This is a genomic window from Clostridium sp. AN503, from assembly GCF_040719375.1.
In the GTDB taxonomy this organism is placed as follows: Bacteria; Bacillota; Clostridia; order Lachnospirales; family Lachnospiraceae; genus Brotaphodocola.
In genome coordinates, this window is sequence record NZ_JBFDTP010000002.1 from 2316052 (window position 1) to 2337373 (window position 21322).

Annotated in this window: 22 protein-coding genes and 1 pseudogene; 16 read left to right on the forward strand and 7 right to left on the reverse strand. The window is 53.0% G+C overall.

From position 1 onward, the window contains the following. Positions 1–66: 66 nt before the first annotated feature. The 5 genes from rlmD to AB1I67_RS18180 all read right to left on the reverse strand — a co-directional run bounded on the left by rlmD (position 67) and on the right by AB1I67_RS18180 (position 5282). The gene (gene rlmD / locus AB1I67_RS18160) at positions 67–1479 is read right to left on the reverse strand and encodes a 23S rRNA (uracil(1939)-C(5))-methyltransferase RlmD (RefSeq protein ID WP_367031453.1); all 1413 of its coding nucleotides are present in this window, start codon (positions 1477–1479) and stop codon (positions 67–69) included. A 94-nt stretch (positions 1480–1573) separates the two neighbouring features. Further along, positions 1574–1861, reverse strand: coding sequence for a DUF4366 domain-containing protein (locus AB1I67_RS18165; RefSeq protein ID WP_367031455.1), 288 nt, complete (start codon positions 1859–1861; stop codon positions 1574–1576). A 107-nt stretch (positions 1862–1968) separates the two neighbouring features. Next, complete coding sequence (gene pcrA, locus AB1I67_RS18170; protein ID WP_367031457.1) at positions 1969–4356, reverse strand: DNA helicase PcrA; 2388 nt, start codon at positions 4354–4356, stop codon at positions 1969–1971. A 189-nt stretch (positions 4357–4545) separates the two neighbouring features. Continuing rightward, on the reverse strand, positions 4546–4926 hold the full coding sequence (locus AB1I67_RS18175) for a RidA family protein (protein WP_367031459.1): 381 nt from the start codon (positions 4924–4926) through the stop codon (positions 4546–4548). Between the two features lie 110 nt (positions 4927–5036). Further along, positions 5037–5282 (reverse strand): hypothetical protein, encoded by a 246-nt coding sequence (locus tag AB1I67_RS18180; RefSeq protein WP_367031461.1) that lies wholly within the window; start codon positions 5280–5282, stop codon positions 5037–5039. Positions 5283–5421: 139 nt separating this feature from the next. On the opposite strand from AB1I67_RS18180, the gene AB1I67_RS18185 reads away from it, so the two are divergent. Next, positions 5422–6042, forward strand: a complete 621-nt coding sequence (locus AB1I67_RS18185; RefSeq protein ID WP_367031462.1) for a DUF1836 domain-containing protein — start codon at positions 5422–5424, stop codon at positions 6040–6042. A 2-nt stretch (positions 6043–6044) separates the two neighbouring features. On the opposite strand, the gene AB1I67_RS18190 is transcribed toward AB1I67_RS18185, so the two are convergent. Continuing rightward, complete coding sequence (locus AB1I67_RS18190) at positions 6045–6353, reverse strand: YerC/YecD family TrpR-related protein (RefSeq protein WP_367031464.1); 309 nt, start codon at positions 6351–6353, stop codon at positions 6045–6047. A 96-nt stretch (positions 6354–6449) separates the two neighbouring features. Further along, complete coding sequence (locus AB1I67_RS18195; protein WP_367031466.1) at positions 6450–7256, reverse strand: Cof-type HAD-IIB family hydrolase; 807 nt, start codon at positions 7254–7256, stop codon at positions 6450–6452. Positions 7257–7491: 235 nt separating this feature from the next. Between AB1I67_RS18195 and AB1I67_RS18200 the strand changes: the two are divergent. The 15 genes and pseudogenes from AB1I67_RS18200 to AB1I67_RS18270 all read left to right on the forward strand — a co-directional run. Further along, a pseudogene (locus tag AB1I67_RS18200) lies at positions 7492–7908 on the forward strand (ABC transporter substrate-binding protein); the annotation flags it as partial. Between the two features lie 252 nt (positions 7909–8160). Next, positions 8161–9522: a ParB/RepB/Spo0J family partition protein gene (locus AB1I67_RS18205; RefSeq protein ID WP_367031468.1), complete on the forward strand. Its 1362-nt coding sequence runs from the start codon at positions 8161–8163 to the stop codon at positions 9520–9522. Between the two features lie 306 nt (positions 9523–9828). Next, a complete protein-coding gene (locus tag AB1I67_RS18210; RefSeq protein ID WP_009299172.1) occupies positions 9829–10182 on the forward strand; it encodes a hypothetical protein in 354 nt (117 codons plus the stop codon). Beyond that, entirely contained in the window at positions 10175–10882 is a 708-nt protein-coding gene (locus tag AB1I67_RS18215; RefSeq protein WP_367032647.1) for an antirestriction protein ArdA, read from the forward strand. Before AB1I67_RS18210 ends, AB1I67_RS18215 begins: the two co-directional genes overlap by 8 nt. A gap of 14 nt (positions 10883–10896) precedes the next feature. After that, a complete protein-coding gene (locus AB1I67_RS18220) occupies positions 10897–11943 on the forward strand; it encodes a hypothetical protein (RefSeq protein ID WP_367031470.1) in 1047 nt (348 codons plus the stop codon). Between the two features lie 39 nt (positions 11944–11982). Further along, positions 11983–12759 (forward strand): DUF6674 family protein, encoded by a 777-nt coding sequence (locus AB1I67_RS18225; protein ID WP_367031472.1) that lies wholly within the window; start codon positions 11983–11985, stop codon positions 12757–12759. Between the two features lie 91 nt (positions 12760–12850). Beyond that, the gene (locus AB1I67_RS18230; RefSeq protein ID WP_367031473.1) at positions 12851–13321 is read left to right on the forward strand and encodes a PcfB family protein; all 471 of its coding nucleotides are present in this window, start codon (positions 12851–12853) and stop codon (positions 13319–13321) included. After that, complete coding sequence (locus tag AB1I67_RS18235) at positions 13318–15141, forward strand: VirD4-like conjugal transfer protein, CD1115 family (RefSeq protein WP_367031474.1); 1824 nt, start codon at positions 13318–13320, stop codon at positions 15139–15141. The genes AB1I67_RS18230 and AB1I67_RS18235 overlap by 4 nt, the downstream gene beginning before the upstream one ends. Before the next feature lie 92 nt (positions 15142–15233). Continuing rightward, a complete protein-coding gene (locus AB1I67_RS18240; RefSeq protein ID WP_002571582.1) occupies positions 15234–15446 on the forward strand; it encodes a Maff2 family mobile element protein in 213 nt (70 codons plus the stop codon). A 26-nt stretch (positions 15447–15472) separates the two neighbouring features. Beyond that, positions 15473–16339: a VirB6/TrbL-like conjugal transfer protein, CD1112 family gene (locus AB1I67_RS18245; RefSeq protein ID WP_367031475.1), complete on the forward strand. Its 867-nt coding sequence runs from the start codon at positions 15473–15475 to the stop codon at positions 16337–16339. A gap of 51 nt (positions 16340–16390) precedes the next feature. Beyond that, a complete protein-coding gene (locus AB1I67_RS18250; RefSeq protein ID WP_367031476.1) occupies positions 16391–17056 on the forward strand; it encodes a septation protein SpoVG family protein in 666 nt (221 codons plus the stop codon). 45 nt (positions 17057–17101) lie between these two features. Then, complete coding sequence (locus AB1I67_RS18255; RefSeq protein WP_367031477.1) at positions 17102–17722, forward strand: hypothetical protein; 621 nt, start codon at positions 17102–17104, stop codon at positions 17720–17722. 45 nt (positions 17723–17767) lie between these two features. Next, complete coding sequence (locus AB1I67_RS18260) at positions 17768–18157, forward strand: PrgI family protein (RefSeq protein WP_367031479.1); 390 nt, start codon at positions 17768–17770, stop codon at positions 18155–18157. Positions 18158–18170: 13 nt separating this feature from the next. Then, the gene (locus tag AB1I67_RS18265; protein ID WP_367032649.1) at positions 18171–20501 is read left to right on the forward strand and encodes a VirB4-like conjugal transfer ATPase, CD1110 family; all 2331 of its coding nucleotides are present in this window, start codon (positions 18171–18173) and stop codon (positions 20499–20501) included. Then, positions 20482–21291 carry a hypothetical protein gene (locus tag AB1I67_RS18270; RefSeq protein WP_367031481.1) on the forward strand — a complete coding sequence of 270 codons (810 nt, stop codon included), beginning with the start codon at positions 20482–20484 and terminating at the stop codon, positions 21289–21291. Before AB1I67_RS18265 ends, AB1I67_RS18270 begins: the two co-directional genes overlap by 20 nt. Positions 21292–21322: the final 31 nt, after the last annotated feature.

Below are 21322 nucleotides of genomic sequence, written 5' to 3' on the forward strand. Positions count from 1 at the left end.
TCAAAATTTGGTTGTCAAATGGTTGTCACAGGCCACATTTTCATATCATGAAGCCACCACAATCCCTTATTTTATGCGGGTTAATGACACAATTGTTTCCACATTCGCCGTCCCAGGAAACATATCCACCGCGCACCCCTTCACCATCTCATACCCCCGCTCCTTAAGCACCGCTAAATCCCGCACCAGGCTGGTCGGCTTACAGGAAATATACACCATCCTGTCCACCCCAAAATCGATGATCTTATCGAGCGCCTTCGGATGGATCCCATCTCTCGGCGGATCGAGGATGATCAAGTCGGGCTTGTCCGTCACCTGGTCGATGACCTTCAACACATCCCCCGCGATGAATTCACAGTTGGAAAGCCCGTTCATGGCAGCGTTTTCTTTTGCCGCCTCCACGGCCTCCGCCACGATCTCCACGCCCACGACCTTGTCCGCTACCGGCGCTATGATCTGGGCGATGGTGCCGGTCCCGCTGTACAGGTCAAATACAACCTTATCCTTCGTTTCCCCCACATAGCTGCGGGCTGTCTCATAAAGCACCTCCGCCCCCAGCGAATTGGTCTGGAAGAAGGAAAACGGTGTGATCTGAAACTTCAGCCCCAAAAGCTCCTCATAAAAATAGCCTTTTCCGTAAAGAACCGTAGTCTCATCGCTCTGCACCACATCCGCCAGGCTGTCATTTCTGATATGCAGGATGCCGGCAAAAGCGCCGTCAAGGGGCAGCGCCAGCAGGCGCTCCTTAAAGCCTTCCAGAAGCTCCGTCTCCAGCATACCGCTTCCCAGCAGCTCCGTCTGCCCGGAGGTCACCAGAGCCACCAGGATCTCGCCCGTCTTTACAGCACGGCGCACCAGAAGGTGGCGCAGGTATCCCACATGCTGGAGTTTCTTATAATACCCAACCTGCTTCTCTGTGAAATACGTAAGGGCCGCAGTCAGGATCCGGCAGAAGTCCGGATGGACGATCCGGCAGTCCGGCGTGGTCACAATATCGTAAAAGCTGCCCCGTTTGTGCATTCCGAGGGCCAGGGGACCGTCCTTATATTCGTCCCCAAAGGAAAATTCCATCTTGTTGCGGTATCCGTCAAAGACCGGGCTGCCCTTGATCCCTTCAAACTCATAGTCCTCACAGACGCTGTCCAGCAGGTCTTTGACCTGCTTTTCTTTGATCTTCAGCTGTTCCTCATAGGGCAGGCTCTGGTACAGGCAACCGCCGCAGGTGCCAAAATGCGGACAGGCGGAACCGTCCTTCCGCTCCAATGGGGCGGATTCCAGCACCTCTAAAAGCCTTCCCTCGCATCTGCCGCCTCTCTTTTTATTTATGACAAACCGTACCTTCTGGCCCGGGATCGCATTCTTCATCACAACACGTTCGCCATCTATATGAAGAATCCCCTTATTGGGGAATTCTATATGCTCCACAACCGACTCAAAAATCTCTCCCTTTTTCACGTTCCTGTCCCTTTCTTCTCTCATGCAGTCTCTGTCTCTCATCATATGGCTTCAGGATATACAACGAAGCCATGACATAAAAATGGCGTGCCCCCATCTGCGAGACACGCCTGGTGTTTTAATTTGTAGTGGTTTCGTCCTCGTCCTCAAAGAAATCGTCGTCGAAATCGTCGTCGAAATCATCCTCGAAGTCCTCCAGGTAATCCGGAGTAAAGAAGCGGTAAACACCATATGCGATCGCCGCAATCGCTGCCACTGCGCCGATGATGGCGAGAATCCAGAGGATACAGGTTTTCTTCTTCTCCTCTTCCTCTTTTCTGTGTAAGAACTCGTTTAACTTGGTGGAGTTCATGATCTCTTCTACGCGATTTAAAGCATCCTTGCTCATAGTATCAAATCTGTTCATGTAGTCACGTCCTTTCTGTTGTTGTGGCAGAACCACATATATTACTTAGAGTATACCATTATTTCTTTGATTTTACTATCCTATTTTATTCAAAATTCAAAAAATTATCACACTTTTTGGAGTTTTGCAAAAGATGCGAACATCTTTTTTACACCGGATCTGTCAAAGTCTACCGTCACCTCAAAATCCTTGGCGCCGTCCTTCACGCTCTGTACGGTTCCTTCGCCAAACTTGACATGGCTGACCCGGTCACCCACACCATAATCCAGGGATGACGGTTTCTGCACGGTAAATGCCTTACCAAAGCCTGGATTGTGGCCTGTGCTCCCTGTTCCGGATTTCCCCTTGTCAAATGCATTAGATGACGGACCATGACCCGCAGCTCCATATCCTGCCGAACCATATCCCGCTGATCCAAAACCGCCCGAACCAAACCCCGCCGTGGGAGACGCATAGGAATTGGACTTCATCCCGAATTTGCTGACTCCGAGCTGCTTCTGGGACTGGTTCCAGGGAAGCTGTGCGTTGTCAAACTCATCCCGGCCTGCTTTCCGTCCCAGACGCGGCCCCAGCTTCTCCAGCTCGATCAGTTCCTCCGGTATCTCATCCACGAACCGGCTGACCTTGGAGTAACGGGTCTCCCCATTCACCATGCGCATACGCGCCGCCGTGATGACAAGTCGCTCTTTGGCCCGGGTGATCCCCACGTAGCAGAGCCGCCGCTCCTCCTCGATCTCCGTCCTGTCATCAGAGGTGATGGACATCATGCCTGGAAACAGCCCGTCCTCCAGGCCGCTCAAATAGACCACCGGGAACTCCAGCCCCTTGGCGCTGTGCAGCGTCATCAGGGTCACGCGGTTTTCCGAATCATCCATACGGTCCACATCCGCCACCAAAGCTACTTCCTCCAGAAATTCATTCAAATCCGGGTGCTCGCTCTCCTCACTGTAGCTGACCGCCTTGTTGATCAGCTCTTCGATATTTTCCAGGCGCGTCTGGGACTCGATCTCCCCTTCCGCCTCCAGCTCCTGCTTATAGCCGGTGTCCTCCAGGATTCCCTCGATCAGCTCTCTCAAGCTGCACTTCTCTTCCTCCAGCCTGCTGCGGAAGTCTTCAATCTGCTCTACAAAAACCGCAATCTTGCCTGCCGCCTTTCCCAGTCCCGGAACCGCCGCTGCCCTGACACAGGCATCATAAAAGCTGAAATCCTGCTCCGATGCCCATGCGGTGATCTTCCCGATGGATGCAGCGCCGATGCCGCGCTTGGGCACATTGATGATCCGCTGTACCGCCAGATCATCCTGACCGTTGGCAATGGTCTTCAAATAACTCAAAATGTCCTTGATCTCTTTTCGCTGATAGAAATTCACACCGCCTACCAGACGATATGGAACGTTGTGGGCGATACATTTTTCTTCCAGAAGGCGGGACTGGGCGTTGGTGCGGTACAGCACCGCATAATCCTGGAAATCCCTGCCGTCCGCCAGGATATCCCGCACGATCCCGTCCGCTTCCTCATAGGCCTGCTCATACTGCTTAAACACCACCGGGATACCCTCTCCATTGGCTGTCCAAAGGGTCTTGTCCTTCCTGCCCTGGTTGTTGCGGATCACTGCATTGGCCGCATCCAGGATATGGCTGGTGGAACGATAGTTCTGCTCCAGCTTGATGACCCGGGCACCGGGAAATTCACTTTCAAAATCCAGGATATTGCCAATATTGGCTCCACGGAATTTGTAGATGGACTGGTCGTCGTCTCCTACCACGCAGAGATTCTTGTATTTGCCCGCCAACAGGGAGATCAGCTGGAACTGGGCAGTATTGGTATCCTGGTACTCATCCACCATGATATATTTGAACCGCTCCTGATAATACTCGCGCACATCGCTGCTGGTCCGCAGAAGATCCACAGTCTTAAAGATCAGATCGTCGAAATCAAGAGCATTGTTCTTCTTTAGTTCCTGCTGATAATTCTGATAGATCTCCGCAACCTTGCGCTCCCGCCAGTCTCCCTGGGCGTTTACCATAAATTCATCCGGACTGATAAGCTCATTTTTCGCATTGGAGATCGCGGTGATCATAGCCCTGTCCTTAAACTGCTTCGGGTCTAAATCCATCTTTTTCAAGATCTGTTTCATCAGGGTTTTCTGGTCATCCGCATCATAAATGGTGAAATTGGTGCTGTAGCCCAGATGTTCTATAAAACGCCGGAGGATACGCACACAGGTGGAATGGAAGGTGCTGACCCAGACGCTTTCCGCCCCGAAGCTCACCAGACTGTCCACGCGCTCCCGCATCTCCCCTGCCGCCTTGTTGGTAAAGGTGATCGCCATGATATTCCACGGGTTTACCTCTTTTTCTTCTATCAGGTATGCAATCCGGTGAGTCAGCACGCGGGTTTTCCCGGACCCTGCGCCCGCCAGGATCAGAAGCGGTCCCTCCGTGTGGAAAACCGCCTCCTGCTGCATCGGATTCAATGTATCATAAGCTGCCATAAATATGTAGGATTCCTTTCTTCTGCACTTAGATGTATGCACTCACACGCAGCTCCCCAAAACCTCGCTAACCGTGTATAGTACGTTATAGTATAGCACAAAAACAGGACCGCCGCAAACCTTTCCGCCTGCGCCGGTCCTGTATGATCCTGTATGCTGTTTTATGATAACTGTTCAGAGATCCGCCGTTTACTCTGCGAATGCAACCGCCTCGATCTCAACCAGCGCACCCTTCGGGATCGCTGCCACCTCAAATGCGGCTCTTGCCGGGCAGTCGCCTTCAAAGAAGGTTGCATATACCTCGTTCATCGCTGCAAAGTCACCAATGTTCTTTAAAAGTACGGTGGTCTTAACCACATCTGCCATGGTCAGGCCGTCGCTGGCCAGAATGTTCTTTATGTTGGTCAGGGACTGTCTGGTCTGCGCTGCGATGTCATCCCCTGCAAATGCTCCGGTAGCCGGGTCGATGGGAAGCTGGCCGGATACGAATACCAGTTTGTCCACACGGACTGCCTGGGAATACGGACCGATCGCCGCCGGCGCTTCTTTTGTAGCTAATACTTTTTTCATATGAATATCCTCCTGTCATCTAAGTGTTCCTAGTATACCGTGGTCACTAAGTATTCCCAGTATACCTTCTTTTTCAGCATAATTCAACAGGAGCAAAAAAATTTATTTTATCACGCGATCTGCGCCGCACCGCCTTCTGTCTGCAGCATTTCCTTTAAATCATCCAGGGACATGTTCTGTCCTTCCAGCAGTTCGTTGACCTCTTTGAATTTTTCCAGCAGGATCTGGTTCTCAAGCTGCTCCTTTTTCTCCCGCATCGTTTCAAGACAGCTTTCGTACTGTTCTATGGTAGCGCTCACTTCCAAAAGCTCCTCCTGATATTTTTCAAGCGGCGTCTTTCTTGCCCTTCTTGCCATAATTAATACCCTCCTTTGATGTTTACAGGTTGTTCCATTGATAGAAGTATATGTATCATATGGCTTATTTATTCAAAAAATCACTTTAGTGCTTGTCATCTAGTTTTTATTACTATATAATGGGGTCAGAGGTGACAATATGAAAAGTAATGACGAAAGATTAGCCGATATTCTAAAACGGCTGGACAACTTATCCTATATCAAGCTGGAGAAGATTCCGGAGATTGACTTATACATGGACCAGGTGACTTCTTTTATGGAGGACCATTTAAAAAAGGCCAAACGGAGCCCTGAGGACAAGGCCCTGACCAAGACCATGATCAACAACTACGCCAAGAACAACCTGCTTCCTCCGCCAGTCAGGAAAAAATATACCAAAGAGCATATCCTGCTTCTGCTCTTTATCTATTATTATAAAAACCTGCTGTCCTTCAACGACATTGAGCAGCTGTTCCGCCCGATCACCGCAAAGCATTTCAGCGGCGGGGCCAATCCGCCGCTCGCCGACATTTACCAGGAGGTATTCTCTTTAGAAGATGACCAGATGGAACGCCTCAAGGAAGATGTGAAGAACAAGTTTGAGGCTTCCCGCACTACCTTTCAGGATGCGGAGGAGGCAGACCGCGAATACCTTCAGCTGTTCGCCTTTATCAGCGAACTGTCCTTTGATGTCTATTTAAAAAAACAGATGATCGAGATGATGATCGACCAGCTCCGGACAGAAGAAGAGCCCGGGCCAACCGGAAAGAAAAAGCGGTGAGCTTATGCCTCACCGCTTTCATTTTGTCCTGCCAGTCTGGTAAACACCATGTCATATCCGTCGTTTCCATAGTTAAGTGAACGGTTTACACGGCTGATCGTCGCCGTAGATGCGCCAGTCTTTTCCGCAATCTCCAAGTAAGTCTTCTTCTCCCTGAGCATCTTCGCCACCTCGTAGCGCTGAGACAGAGATAACAGTTCATTGACTGTACACACATCTTCAAAAAATGTGTAGCACTCCTCGGGTGTTTTCAGTGTAAGAATCGCCTGAAACAGATGATCCACCGCCTCTGTCTTAATCTTTTTGTTCATAAACCGTTTTCCCTTCTTCCAATTCATTTGGTCCGGCTCACACGCACAAACCCATCGTGTCTAGTTTAGCACACTAAACTCGTAAAGTCCATACCTCTACAGTAAAAACTTTTCCACCACATGGGCCACACCCTCGTCATTATTGGAATAGGTCACATAGTCCGCGGCGTTGCGCACAGGCAGCACCGCATTCTCCATAGCGACCCCGAGGCCTGCAAAACGGATCATGGAAAGATCATTGTAACCATCTCCGCAGGCGATCATCTCCTCCCGCTCCATGCCAAGAACAGTCAGGAGCTGCTCCAAACACTGCGCCTTGTCAATCCCTCTTGGAAGGATCTCCAGGAAAAACGGCTCAGAACGGTACACGCTGAAATTCTTGCCCAGCGCCGCCTTCACCCGCGCCTCTACCATGGCGAGATAATCCCCGTCGTCCATCATAAGGAATTTGGGCACTGCAAAATCCACGTATTCCGCCATGTTGTCCACCTTTTTGATCTTCAGATGGTTGATCTGTGATTCCAGCTTCGCATAAGGACAGTCCGGGTTGTTGGTGAGGATCATGGCGTCCTGATAGGTCATGATGTCAACCCGCTCCTCCATCGCCAGCTCTACGATCTTCCGGTTGGACTCCACCGGCAGTTTTTTCTGAAAGACCACCTCCCGCGTACAGCAGTCTGTAATGACGCCGCCGTTGAAAGAAAGGATGTATCCGCCATGCCTGTCCAGCTCCAGCTCTTCCGCCAGGGGCATGACCCCGTAGGTAGGCCTTCCTGAGGCCAGCACCACTTTCTTTCCCCGCCGCTGTGCCTCCATCAGCACGCGCCTGGTGTGATCCGTGATCACCTTATCCCGGTTTGTCAATGTTCCATCCAGATCCAGTACTATCATTTTGTAATTCATACGACATTCTTCTCCCCTGATATTCTATTGCTATCATAGCATGGTTTCCCATGTTTGTCATGGCATTCCTTGAAAAAATACCTTCGGAAACTGTCCCCTGCCAGGCACTTTTTTTCAGAAATGCAATAAGATGTATTATTAAGATTCTATCAGGAGGATATTCATGAAGAAAACATATAAACGTCTCATCACCGGGCTGCTTGGCCTTTCGCTGCTTGGCACTGCGGCGCTCGGCATGACCGGCTGTAATTCGCCGGGGGCTGAAAGCGGCCTTACTCCGGTGACCTTAAACGAGGTAGCCCACTCCATATTCTACGCCCCCCAGTACGCCGCGATCGAGCTGGGGTATTTTGAGGAGGAAGGCCTTGAGTTAACCCTGGTCAACGGCGCCGGAGCCGACAAGGTCATGACCGCCCTGGTCTCAGGCGATGCGGACATCGGCTTTATGGGCTCAGAAGCCAGCATTTACACATATGCACAGGGCGCTGAGGACTATGCGGTAAACTTTGCACAGCTCACACAGCGCGCAGGCAATTTCCTGGTAGGCCGTCAGCCCGACAGTTCATTTTCATGGGATAAACTGCGGGGCACCAAGGTTCTTGGCGGAAGAGCAGGCGGCCGACCTAAGCATGATGTAACATTTGAGAACATTAGGGAGATTTATGAGTGGACAAGCCGAAAAGCCTTAGATTTAGCGGTTTTCAAGTATGATGAAAAGATTATATCTGCTTCATAGCATTGATTGAATATATTTAGTTTGCTTAAAGAGGACAGGCCAGCCCTGTCCTTTTTACTATCCCAAAAGGAAGGAGGCGAAAATTATCGCAAGGAAATAACCCTTTAACCGGGCCTGACCATAATGGTTGGGCCTTTTTTCATGCAACGAAAAGGAGGTAATGCACACATGGCTGATGAAAAGCCTAAAACTTTACAGGAACAGTCCTCTCCCACCGGCCCGCCTGTCAGTCAGGAGGTCAAGGACACGGCTCCGGCTGTAGCTCAACCGGGTGAGGAAAAGGACAAGACGGATGAAACGAAAGCGGTTGAAGTGAAGGAAACAGAAGCCGCTGGCTCTAAAAAGCTAGGCGATATTGTAAAGGAAGTCAAAGAGGCCCAGCAGAAACAGACCGAGGCCAGCCCTACCGCTCCCGGCAAAAAACAGTCCGCTTCTATTACTAAAATAACTGATTTGCCAAAAACCGGGCAAAAGAAAGCCGAGAAACCGGAGCCCACAAAAAGGACTGCCGCTCCCAAAAAGGAGACAAAGGAAAAGCCCGTAAAACCGGGAAAATCAAAAAGTACAGCTCCGGTTTCCAAAGGAGCTCCCGGAGCCAGCGCCCCGGCGCAGGCGGCACCCACGCCCCCGGAGCCGCCAAAGGAGGCACCCCGCCGGGGAGAGGAACAGATTGTCTATCTGAAGCTGAATGAGCTCCACGCCTTCAAAAACCACCCCTTCGGTGTGCGTGACGATGAAGAAATGCGGGCCATGGTTTCCAGCGTCAAGGACAAGGGCGTGACACAGCCCGCTATCGTCCGGCCCTTGGAGGGCGGCGGCTATGAGATTGTATCCGGCCACCGCCGCCAGAAGGCCAGCGAACTGGCAGGCTACACGGACATGCCCTGTATTGTCCGTAACCTGACCGATGATGAAGCCATCACGCAGATGGTGGAGGACAACTTAAACCAGCGTGAGGAAATCCTTCCCAGTGAAAAGGCAAAGGCCCTGAAAATGCAGTTGGAGGCCATCAAACATCAGGGAACCCGAACTTCGGGCCATGTTGACCCGAAGGAGGCCGGGAAACGCTCCAATGAGATTGTGGCAGAGCGCAACAAGATGGCGGTCAAACAGGTTCAGCGGTTTATCCGGCTCAATGAGCTGGTTCCCGATTTAATGAAGCTGGTGGACGATAAGAAAATCGGCTTCACGACTGCCGTGGAACTCTCCTATATCAATAAGAAAAACCAGAACTATATCGCTGTCTCCATTGACAGCCAGCAGGCTTCCCCCACACAGGCACAGGCCAAACGCATGAGGGAGCTTGACGAAAAGAAATTGCTCAATGGTGACGTGATTGACGGAATCATGATGGAGGATAAGAAGGAGGTAGACAAAGTGATTTTAACAGGTGCAGAGCTGGGGAAATATTTTGGCGCGGAAGCCACCCCGAGGGAAATGAAAGACCAGATCATCAAACTGCTGGACGATTGGAAGGGACAGCAGAAGGAACAGGTCAAGCCGGAGAAAAAGGCTGACAAGGAGAAATAAGCAGGGCTTCGGGCCAGTGTGACCCGAGACTAAGACCGTGGGCGCAGCCCCACACCCCGAAGCTCGAAGGATATATAATTCCCCGTCGCCGTTTGTTGGATAGCATAGCCGGGAAAATCTGTCAAGGGCCTGCCGCCGTAGGCGGTGCTTCGCACCCTTGACAGATTTCTCTCGGTTATGCTTTAAGGCGGTCAAGCGACGGGGATATAAATTCCTTTGAGCCGTTCCCCTTCCCACGGGAAGGGGCGGAGGAGTTGGGCTCTATCCTGCTGCTACTCTTTTATAGAAGAAACGGAGGTAAAAACAGTGAAACGACCTTTAGCTTATATTACTGCGGCATGGAACGGGGAGCCGGATATTGACGCCGCCCTTGCCGTCCAATACTGCCGGATTACTTACGAAGCGGGATTCTCACCTATCTGCCCGCTGTTGTATCTGCCGCTGTTTATCAATGACGCTATCCCCGAGGAACATAAGGACGGGATTGACATGCGCCGGGATATGCTTCGGCGGGCCCGGGTGCTCGTTGTCTGCGGCGGTGCTGTGGACGAAGATGTGAAGAATGATATTGCCGTGGCCCAGCGGCTGAACATTACGGCAACCACCCTGGACGGGATTGTGACGGTCAACCAGCAGGGCCGGAACGCTGATGATGTTTGAAGCCTATCTGACGAATGTGGCCTTATATGCTATCAGAGGCGTTGAGGTCGGGGAATATTTAAAATTTCCTGCTACCACGGAGGAAATACAGTCGCTTCTTTCCCGGATAGAAATAGACGGTAAGAAATATTCAGAAATCTTCATCACAAACTTTGAGAGTGACGTGCTGGGGCTGTACGATTACCTTGATGAATATGAGGATATTGACGAGCTGAACCATCTGGCGCATGTTCTGGAGGAAGTACGGGATAAGGGCGAACTGGAAAAGTATGAAGCCGCCCTTGTTTTGGGAAAACATACGGCAAGCGTGAAAAATTTAATCAATCTCGCTCAAAATCTTGATATTTACAATTTTCAGCCGGGTATAGAGACTTGGGAGGCTTTAGGCTGTTATTATGCAGACGAACTCATGGCAATCAATATCCCTTCCGATATACGGGCCTATTTTGACTATGAGGCATACGGACGCGATATCGCCATCAACGAAGGCGGCTGTTTTGCGCCGGGCGGTTATGTGTCCGCCGCCCCCCTTGGATTCACCGAGTATTACCACGGGACAGAGGATATCCCCGCAGAGCACCGTGTATTTGCCTATCCGAACGAGACGCCACATTCCATTCTGGAAACCTTGAAACAGTTAAAAGAAGCCCCGCCTGCCCCGAAAAAGGAAAAGACGGGGCCTTCCCATGAGGAACGGTAAGACTTCGGGCCAGCATGGCCCGAAGCCGTAAAGGAGGTGCAGATAACATCAACTACTATCCAATCAACGAGACAGCGGCCCGCCGCGCCAAAGAGATGAACAGCTTTTATGATTATCAGGAGGGGAGCGCAACCACAGAATACCGCAACCTCGTAGATAAGGCCGCGGCTGTGGCAGAGAAGCAGAAAGCAAGGGTTGACCCCATGTTCCATGAAAAAATCGACCACCTGCTTGACACCTATTCCCGAAAACTGGCAGAAAACATGAACCAGCAGTTTGCGATTGACGCGCGGGTTCCGTCCGTCATGATAGCGGGGCCTGCCAACTTCCCCATCAGGCAGAAGGAAAACCAGAACCGGGCCCGCGACAGCAACATGGAGGAATGGCGGCATATTCAGAGCCTCCTTGATAAAATCCGCAGTACCGGCATGGGCGGAATCAGTGCGGACGACCCGGAGGCCGTCCCGAAGCTGAAAGAGAAGCTGGAAGGACTGGAACGCTCCCAACTGATTATGAAGGAAGTCAATGTCTATTACCGCAAACACGGAACGCTTGACGGCTGTGCCCTTCTCTCCCCTGACCAGATAGAAAAGCTAAAAGCGGATATGGCCCGGTGCAGTTGGCTGAGAAAACCCTTTGACCTTACGAACACCAGCGCGGAAATCCGCAGGGTAAAGGAACGAATCGAAGATTTAAGCAAACGGGCCGAAACGGAATTTTTCGGCTGGGAGTTTGAGGGCGGCCATGTTGAGATGAACCGGCAGAAAAACCGTCTGCAAATCTTTTTTGACGGAAAACCAGACGCCGATACCCGCACGGAGCTCAAAGGGAACGGATTCCGGTGGGCCCCCAGCGTGGGCGCATGGCAGCGACAGCTTACCGATAACGCGATCTGGGCCGCCGACCGTCTGGCTTGTATCCAGCCGCTTTCCGGTGAACGTCCTTCCCAGCTTCAAAAAAAGGCACGGGAAAAGCCGTCTATCCTGAAAACCATGCAGGAATATCCAAAGGAGCCGGGACAGGAAAAACCGTCCATGCCTACGAAGGAGGCCGAACGGTAGGCTTCGGGCCATACTGGCCCGAGGTTACGAAGGGAGTGATTGATTATCAGTAAGACCAGACAAAAGCGGCTGGCAGAGCAGAAGGAAGTGAAGGAACTGCTGGCCGTGCTGAAGGAAAACAATTTTTCCAGCGCAAAGGATCTCATGGCCGCCATCGGCCATGTATCGGACTTGGAGGAACAGCTTTCCAGTGCGGTTCAGGAACTTACCTCCATGCGGCAGGAATTGCAGGAAATGAAGCAATCGCCGTTAAAGTCCGCCCTGCAAAGGTCGGTTCAGACCTTGGAGGCGAAGGTTTCCCAGTTAAGGGAGCAGATTGACGTTCTGAGAGAAAACATCATAGAGGGCTGTAAACAGGCCCTTGCCGATTTTAAACAGCGAGGAACGGCGGCCCTGGACGGCATGGCCCGTTTCTTCCATCTGCGGGAAGGTCTGGAAGGGGTAAAGGAAACCATTCAGGCGGGGATTGCCACAGACGAAAAGGCCCTTGCGAAAATCGAAGCCGTTTCAGCCCAATACCACGAGGCAGGCAAGCACTTAAAAAATGTGGGCCGGGCCCTGATGGGGAAGGAGGCTGTATCAGAGGCAAAAGGCCCGGGCAAACTGGCAAAAACAGTAGCAGCACCCTACCGGGCGGAACGCGCCTGCCTGCTCTCCATGCGTAATAGCGTAGAAAAAGCCCTCGCCCGGATAGAACGGCTGGAACAGGCCGCAGAAAAAAAGCCGTCCATCTTAGACACCATGCGGACGCAGAATGAAAAGGTACGGGCGGAACCGGTAAAGGAGGCTCCGCCCTCCAAACATGCCGAGCGGTAGACCTCGGGCCACATTGGCCCAAGGTTTTCCGTCTCCCGCAAAGGTAAGAGGCCCCCCGGAGTTTATGGGAGCCTGGCAGGAAGGAGGTATTATGCAGGACGAAGTAAACCAAAAAACGGTTGCCCTCTCAATCCGGGCAACAAAGCTCACAGGCCGGGTGCTGGCCTTGGCTCTACGGAAGTTTTTAGAGGAAGGGAAAAAGCGCCACCAGAAGGCACTGACCCCGCAGGGCCGCCAAAGCGTGAAAAAGCTGATGAACCATTACGGGGCCAAAAACTCCATGCCCCTTGTTGGAGCGCCCCGGCAGTTTGACCGCATAGCAAAGGAATTTCATGTAGACTATGCGTTCCATAAGGTCAGCCCCGGCCACTACCTGCTGTTCTTCAAAGCAGGGCAGGCGGACGCCATGACCGCGGCGTTCCAGAAATACAGTGACAAGGTGCTGAACAAGGGGAAGGACAGAGCTTCTATCCTCGGCCAGCTACGGAACCTTTCAGAGCATATCAAATCCCGGCCAAAGGAGCGCCAGAAAACCAGAGAGGCGGTGAAGGAAGAACGGTGAGCGACAAAATCCGAAAATATGTACTTCCCAACCTCCCCTACCTTTTTGTGTTCTGGTTCTTTTCAAAGGTGGGTACGGCTTACCGCATGGCCGCCGGGGCCGATTTCGGCACAAAGCTCGTAGGCATGATGAAAACCTTTCCCATGGCCTTTGAAAACTACCTTCCAGGCCTTGGCGGGCCTGACCTTCTGGTGGGCCTTACCGGGGCCGTGGGAATGTACCTGCTTGTGCAGTCTAAAATCAGGAAGGGGAAGAAGTTCCGCCGTGAGGAAGAATATGGATCGGCCCGCTGGGGAACGGCAAAGGATATCAAGCCCTTTGTAGACCCGGTATTTAAAAACAACGTCATTCTCACGGGCACGGAGTTCCTGACACTGAACACCCGGCCCAAAATCCCGGCCAACGCCCGGAACCTAAACGCCTGTGTAATCGGCTCGTCCGGCTCTGGAAAAACAAGGTTCTGGCTTACCCCGCAGCTCCTTCAGGCTCATTCGTCTTATGTGGTCGTAGACCCCAAAGGCGGCACCCTCGAACAATGCGGGCGGTTCCTGCAACGGCAGGGCTACCGGCTCCGGGTATTCAACACCATAGGTTTTTCCAAATCCATGCACTACAACCCGCTGGCCTACATCAAGACGGAAAGTGATGTGCTGAAATTCGTGACCGCCCTGATTGCCAACACCAAAGGGGACGGCAAGGACGGGGACGAGTTCTGGACAAAAGCGGAAACCCTTCTTTACTGTGCCCTGATTGCCTATATCGTCTTTGAGGGGCCGGAGGAAGAACGGAATATGAATACCCTTGTGGAAATGATTAACAGCATGGAAGTCCGGGAAGATGACGAGAGCTTTAAAAATGCCGTTGACTACATGTTTGACGGGCTGGAAAAGAGGAACCCCAACCACTTTGCCGTGAGGCAGTATAAAAAATATAAGTTAGCCAGCGGCAAGACCGCAAAAAGCATATTGATTAGCTGTGGAGCACGTCTCGCGCCCTTCGATATTGGGGAGCTTCGGGAGATTATGAGCTATGACGAGCTGGGCCTTGATACGCTGGGAGACGAAAAGACAGCCCTGTTTTTCCTGATATCCGACACGAATACCACCTACAACTTCCTCGTTGCCCTTGCCTTCTCCACCATGTTCAACATGCTCTGTGAGCGGGCCGACAACAAGTACGGCGGGCGGCTCCCCCATCATGTACGGGTGCTGTGGGACGAGGCGGCTAACACAGGGCAGGTGCCGGGGCTGGAAAAAATCGTGGCCGTCATTCGTTCCCGGGAGATCAGCCTGACGCTGTTCTATCAGGCCATGAGCCAGTGCAAGGCGCTTTATAAGGACAACGCCGAGACAATCATGGGGAATATGGATTCCATCGTGTTCCTTGGAGGCCGTGAAGCCTCCACCCTGAAAGACATTTCCGAAAACTGGCTGGGAAAAGCCACCATCTCCATGCAGACAGAAAGCCGCACCCGGGGGCAGTCCGAAAGCTATGGGCAGAACATGCAGCGTCTGGGCCGGGAGCTTCTCACCACAAGCGAAATCACCACTATGCCCGGAAATATGTGTATCTGCCAGCTCCGGGGCCTCCCGCCTTTTTACAGCCCAAAGTACGATTTAAAAAAGCACCCCAATTATCACCAGACAGCCGAGTACGACAAAAAGAAAAACGCCTTCCGCTTGGAAACCCTGTTCCGCCACCGGCCATTGAGACTAAAGCCGGAGGACGAATACACGGTTTACGAGATAGAGGAAACAGACGCAGAAGAAGAAGCTGACATTCTCAACTTTGACGACATGGACAGTGACGACTTTGCGTGACCTCGGGCCACATTGGCCCGAAGCGCCGCCGTTATGGGCGGCTATTTTATTACCCGAAAACCGATTCAATCTAAGAAAATGGAGGAAACTACATGGAATTTTTCAACTCTGCTATCGACATTTTAAAGGTTCTCGTTATTGCCCTTGGGGCCGGGCTTGCGGTGTGGGGAGTCATCAACCTGTTAGAAGGGTACGGCTCGGACAACCCGGCGGCAAAATCACAGGGAATCAAGCAGCTCATGGCCGGAGGCGGTGTTGTGCTGATTGGCACACAGCTTATCCCCCTCTTATCCGGCCTGTTCTAAAGCGTTCCCAATTAAAGGAGTGATATATGGATACTATCATCAATGCAATCGTGGAATGGCTCAAGGGTGTGCTTGTAGATGGTATCATGGGAAATCTGGACGGCCTTTTCAATAACGTGAATGAGCAGGTCGGAGGGATTGCCTCGCAGGTTGGGACAACCCCGGCGGATTTTAACGCCGGGGTCTTTTCCATGATACGGCAGATATCTGAAACGGTCGTTCTGCCAATCGCCGGGATTATCCTCACGTTCGTCATGACCTATGAGCTCATTCAGATGCTCATAGACCGGAACAACCTCCATGACATAGACACATGGATGTTCTTCAAGTGGATATTTAAAACCTTCGTGGCCGTGACGATCCTGACGAACACCTTCAATATCGTGCTGGCTGTCTTTGACGTGAGCCAGCATGTGATACAACAGTCGGCGGGGCTTATCCAGAGCGGCACGGAAATCACGCCGGACATTATGGACAGCCTGCGCACAGACTTGGAGGCGATGGAACTGGGCCCGCTGTTCGGGCTGTTCCTCCAGTCCTTCCTCGTCCAGTTCACCATGACCGCCCTGAATATCGTGATATTTGTCATTGTCTATGGCCGCATGATTGAGATATACCTGCTGACCAGCCTTGCCCCTATCCCCTTCTCCACCATGGCGAACCGGGAAACCGGGCACATGGGACAGAACTATTTCCGGTCGCTGTGTGCGGTCGGCTTTCAGGGGCTCCTGATTATGGTATGCGTGGCAATCTATGCCGTGCTGATTCAGAGTATCGCAACGGACGGCGACCCGATGGGAGCCATCTGGCGCTGTGTCGGCTATACGGTGCTCCTGTGCTTTTCCCTGTTTAAGACCGGGAGCCTGTCAAAATCCATCTTCGGCACCGGTTAAACCGGCAGAAGGACTTCGGGCCACCCTGGCCCGAGGCGGGAAGGAGGACATATGCCGAGACGCTACAAGCTGGGGGCGGACGGGCAGGCCCACCCGTCCTACTTTGGAAAGCTCCCCGAGGAATTTACAAAAGAGGATACCCTGCGTTTCCTCGCAGACACGGATATACAGTTATACAGGCTTTTGACGGCGGACACTCGTGCCGCGCTCCGGGCAGAAGGCTATGAATATAAGGACGGGGGCCTCGCCCCCATTTCAGGAAAGGAGACAGTTATGCAGGAACAGACAGGCGGCGCACCCGCCGCTACACAGGAACCCATGAAGCTGGACGTGAGCGTGAGGCTCATTGACCCCGTAAAAAATCTGATTGGCTTTGCCAGCGTAAAATTCAACGACTGTTTCGTGGTGGAGAATTTCAAGATACTGCAAGGCGAAAAAGGGATTTATGCGGGTATGCCCAGCCAGCCGGACAGGAACGGGGGCTACCGTGACGTAGCAAAACCCATCACGAAAGAGTTCCGCAGCCAGCTTAACGAGGCGGTCGTGGAAGCCTACACGGCGGAGCTCGACCATTTGCAGGCAAGGTTAGCCGCCGCAAGGGGAGGTCAGGAACGGCCTTCCATCAAGGAACAGCTCACCGCCGGGACAAAACAGGCGGAACAAGTGCAGGCGGAGAAGCCCGCAAAGACAAAGGCCAGCCGCGGGCAGGACAGATAACCTCGGGCCATAGTGACCCGAAGTGAAGGAAGGAGGCGTATACCTGTGAAACACAGAAAACAAGCCTATGACGCCACCTGCTACTACGATGGAAAACTGTTGGGCCGCTGTACCGTGGCCGACAGTGAAGCCTATTCCCTTCTGATGAAGGAGTGCGGCGGGGAGGCCGTCCGTGTCCTGCGGGAATATCCCTACCTGTCCCCGGAGCTGAAAGCCATTCTGGAAAAGGCGGCGCTTATGCAGGCCGACCGCCAGAGGACAGGCGGCATGTTCCATGAGCCGGAAAGCTCCCCGTGGGGCAAGGTTCAGACCTGCGACACGCTCTGCCCCGGGGTGTTCCTCGTGAGCACGGCCAGCCATGGCGGGACAATGGTGGCAAAGGAAGTGGCCGCCGTCCTGTCCCCTGCGGCTAAAAAATGCGGTTTCCAGAGGAACGGCTACATCTGTTTTGAGGAGGACGCACAGGAAAGCGTGGTACTGCGGGAGCTCCTTGATAAAAAGCTGTGGAAAATCCCTGACCGTATCAAGGATAAGGAAAAATTCGAGGAAAATATCAACCAGTCCATCAGACAGTATAACCCCGACTACTGGCGGGCAAGGCAGACCGGACGAGCGACCGCCGTGGAAGGGAAACGGCCCCTGCCCGCAAAGGAGGCGGCCAGATAGCTTCGGGCCACGGTGGCCCGAAGTGCCAAAGGAGGTGAACAGCCCGTGGCATATGTACCCGTACCAAAAGACCTAAACAAAATCAAGACGAAGCTGGCCTTAAACCTAACGAAGCGCCAGCTTATCTGTTTCTCCCTCGCGGCGGCGGTGGGGATTCCGTCCTACCTGTTCAGCCGTGGAACCATCGGAAACAGCCCGGCCCTTTTCCTGATGATTGGCCTCATGCTCCCATTCTTCTTTTTCGCCATGTATGAGCGTGACGGCCTGCCGCTTGAAAAGGTGTTAAAGAATATCCTGCGCACTCGGTTCCTTTATCCGAGGGTGCGTCCCTATCAGACAGAAAATTTTTATGCTCTTTTGAGTGGTTTTAAGAAGGAGGCGAAGCCGATTGCAGAACCAGAAAAAAAGAAAAAGTCCCGCAGGAAAAAAGCCTGACCGGAAGGGCGGCCTGTTTCCCGGCGGAAAGCGGAAGGTTCCCGCAACCGCCCAGCAGACACTTCCCTACCGGGAAATGTACCGGGACGGCGTGTGCCGGGTGGCCGACCATTATTACACGAAAACCATAGAATACGAGGATATCAACTACCAGCTCGCACAGGCCGAGGATCAGGCGGCCATTTTTGACAGGTGGAGCGCCTGTTTAAATTACTTTGACAGCACCCTTCCCTTCCAGCTCTCATTTATCAACCACCGGAGCCGCCCGGAAAGCCGCTACAGCGTCAACATTTCCATGCAGGAGGACGAATATAACGGGGTGCGGCAGGAATACGTGGAAATGCTTGAAAACCAGATAGCCAAAAGCAACAACGGTATCGTGCGGACGAAACTGCTGACCTTCGGCGTGAACGTGGACGATTTATCCACGGCCCGGGCGAGGCTGGAACGGGTGGAGGCCGATATCATGAACAATTTCAAGAAGCTGGGTGTAAAATCCGCCGCCCTCTCCGGGCTGGAACGTCTGGAACTGCTCCACGGCCAGCTCCACCCGGGCGGGAATGACCCCTTCCGTTTTTCATGGGACATGATACCGAAAACCGGGCTTTCCACAAAGGACTTTATCGCGCCCACCAGCTTTGACTTCCGGTTCAGCCGTCTATTCCGGGTAGGCACCACATGGGGAGCCTCCTCCTACTTGCAGATTTTGGCTTCGGAGCTTTCCGACAAATTGCTGGCGGAGCTGTTAGAGCTGGACGCAGAAATGACCATCACCCTCCATGTGCAGACGGTCGATCAGGCCGCCGCCGTGAAAGCCGTCAAGGCCAAAGTCTCCGATATCGACAAGATGAAGGTGGAGGAACAGAAAAAGGCGGTGCGCTCCGGCTACGACATGGACATTCTGCCGCCCGACCTTGTGACCTACAGCCAGGACGCAAAGACCCTTCTGGAAGATTTACAGAGCCGGAATGAAAGAATGTTCCTTTTGACCTTCCTTGTGGTGAACATGGCGCCCACCCGGCGGGAGCTGGACAACGACCTGTTCACAGTGTCGGGAATCGTGCAGAAATACAACTGCGCCCTGAAACGGCTGGACTTCCAGCAGGAACAGGCGTTCCTTTCCAGCCTCCCCCTCGGCCACAACGCCATTGAGATACAGAGGGGCCTGACCACCAGCAGCACCGCCATTTTCGTCCCCTTCATGACCCAGGAACTCCGCATGGACGGGGAGGCGGTCTATTACGGCCTGAACGCCCTTTCCCACAACGTCATCATGGCGAACCGGAAGAAACTGAAAAATCCAAACGGCCTGTTCCTCGGCGTGCCCGGTTCCGGGAAATCCTTTGCCGCAAAACGGGAGCTTGTGAACGTGTTCCTCGCCACCCGCGACCGGATTATCGTGGTAGACCCCATGGGCGAATATTCCCCGCTAATCCGGCGGCTGGGCGGTCAGGTGATTGAGATTGCGCCGGACAGCCCGCACCACATCAACCCCATGGACATAGATTTGAGCTTTGACGAGGAAAACCCCATGGCCTTAAAGGCCGACTTTATCCTGTCGCTGATGGAGCTCATTGTCGGCGGCAAGGACGGCCTACAGCCCATTGACCGGACGGTGATTGACCGCTGTGTGCGCTTCATGTACCGGGAGCATATCCAGCACCCGGAAAAGGAACAGATGCCGACCTTGCAGGATTTATACGAACTGCTCTGCAAACAGCCGGAGGCGGAGGCTTCCCGTCTGGCAACCTCCCTTGAAATCTACGTGTCGGGCTCCTTAAACGTATTCAACCATGAAACAAACGTGGACTTGAACCGCCGCCTTGTGTGCCTCGATTTAAAGAAGCTGGGGGCGGGACTGCGCACGATTGCCATGCTCATCATGCAGGATTTAGTGAACTCACAGGTTTCCCTAAACTTCATGAACGGGCTTTCCACATGGTGCTACTTTGACGAATTTCACGTACTGCTCCGGGACGCCCTGACGGCCAGCTACTGCGTCGCCATCTGGAAAATGCTGCGGAAGAAAGGCTGCGTCCCGTCAGCTTTGACCCAGAATGTGAAGGATTTTCTGGCAAGCCCGGAGATTGAGAATATTTTTGAGAACTCGGATTTTCTCGTACTGCTTGCACAGGCACAGGGCGACCGGCAGATCATCGCAAAACAGCTCGGTATCAGCCCGCACCAGCTTTCCTATGTGACCCACACCAATTCCGGTGAGGGCCTTTTGTTTTTCGGGAACGTCACAATCCCCTTCGTAGACCACTTCCCGCAGAATACGGAGCTCTATGCAATCATGACAACCCGCCCGGAGGATAAGAAGAATGAGCCAAAACAGGAATGAAACCACTTCGGGCCAGCATGGCCCGAAGCTCACGGTACGGGAAATCCCCAAAGAGCAGGCCATCAGCTTTATCCGCCGCTACCATTATTCCAAAATCATGCCCCGGCTGAATAAGCACTATCTGGGCTTTTACACTGGAAACCGGCTTGCAGGCGTGGTGGCGCTGGGCTGGGGAACCCAGCCGCTCCAAAGCATACGCAAGATGTTCCCCCGCCACAGGCTCCAATCCGGCGACTATCTGGAAATCGGGAAGATGTGCTTTCTCCCTGAAATGAACGGGAACCAGTATTTTGGGAGCCGGGTGCTCTCCCAGCTTGTAAAATGGCTGAAAAGCAATACGGACTGCCTGTTCCTCTACACGCTGGCGGACGGCATTATGGGAAAATGCGGCTATGTATATCAGGCCGCGAACTTCCGGTACATCGGGAGCTTTCCCACCAGCGTCTACCGCTGTACGGCCACCGGGGAAAAAATCCACCCGCGGAGCGCAAGGCTCTTACTGGAAGAAAACGCCGCCCTTGACGGAGTGGAAAGACGGTTCTGGCTGACCCATGGCTACTGTGAATACAAGGGAATTGAAAAAATCAACGGCCTCATGTTCCGTTACCTCTACCCGCTGAATCGGGAGGCGGAAAGAATCCTGAACGCCTACCCGGAGTACCGGGGGCTCCCAAACCCGAAGGATAAGGATTTGAGATTTACCATGCGCACCGCCCCGGGGGTATATACTCCAATCCCGCCGCCGGTATTTAACCGTGATGTATGCCAGTTCAACACACAGAAATGTTGAGGCTGGCTTTTTTATGTCCCGGGAAAGGAGG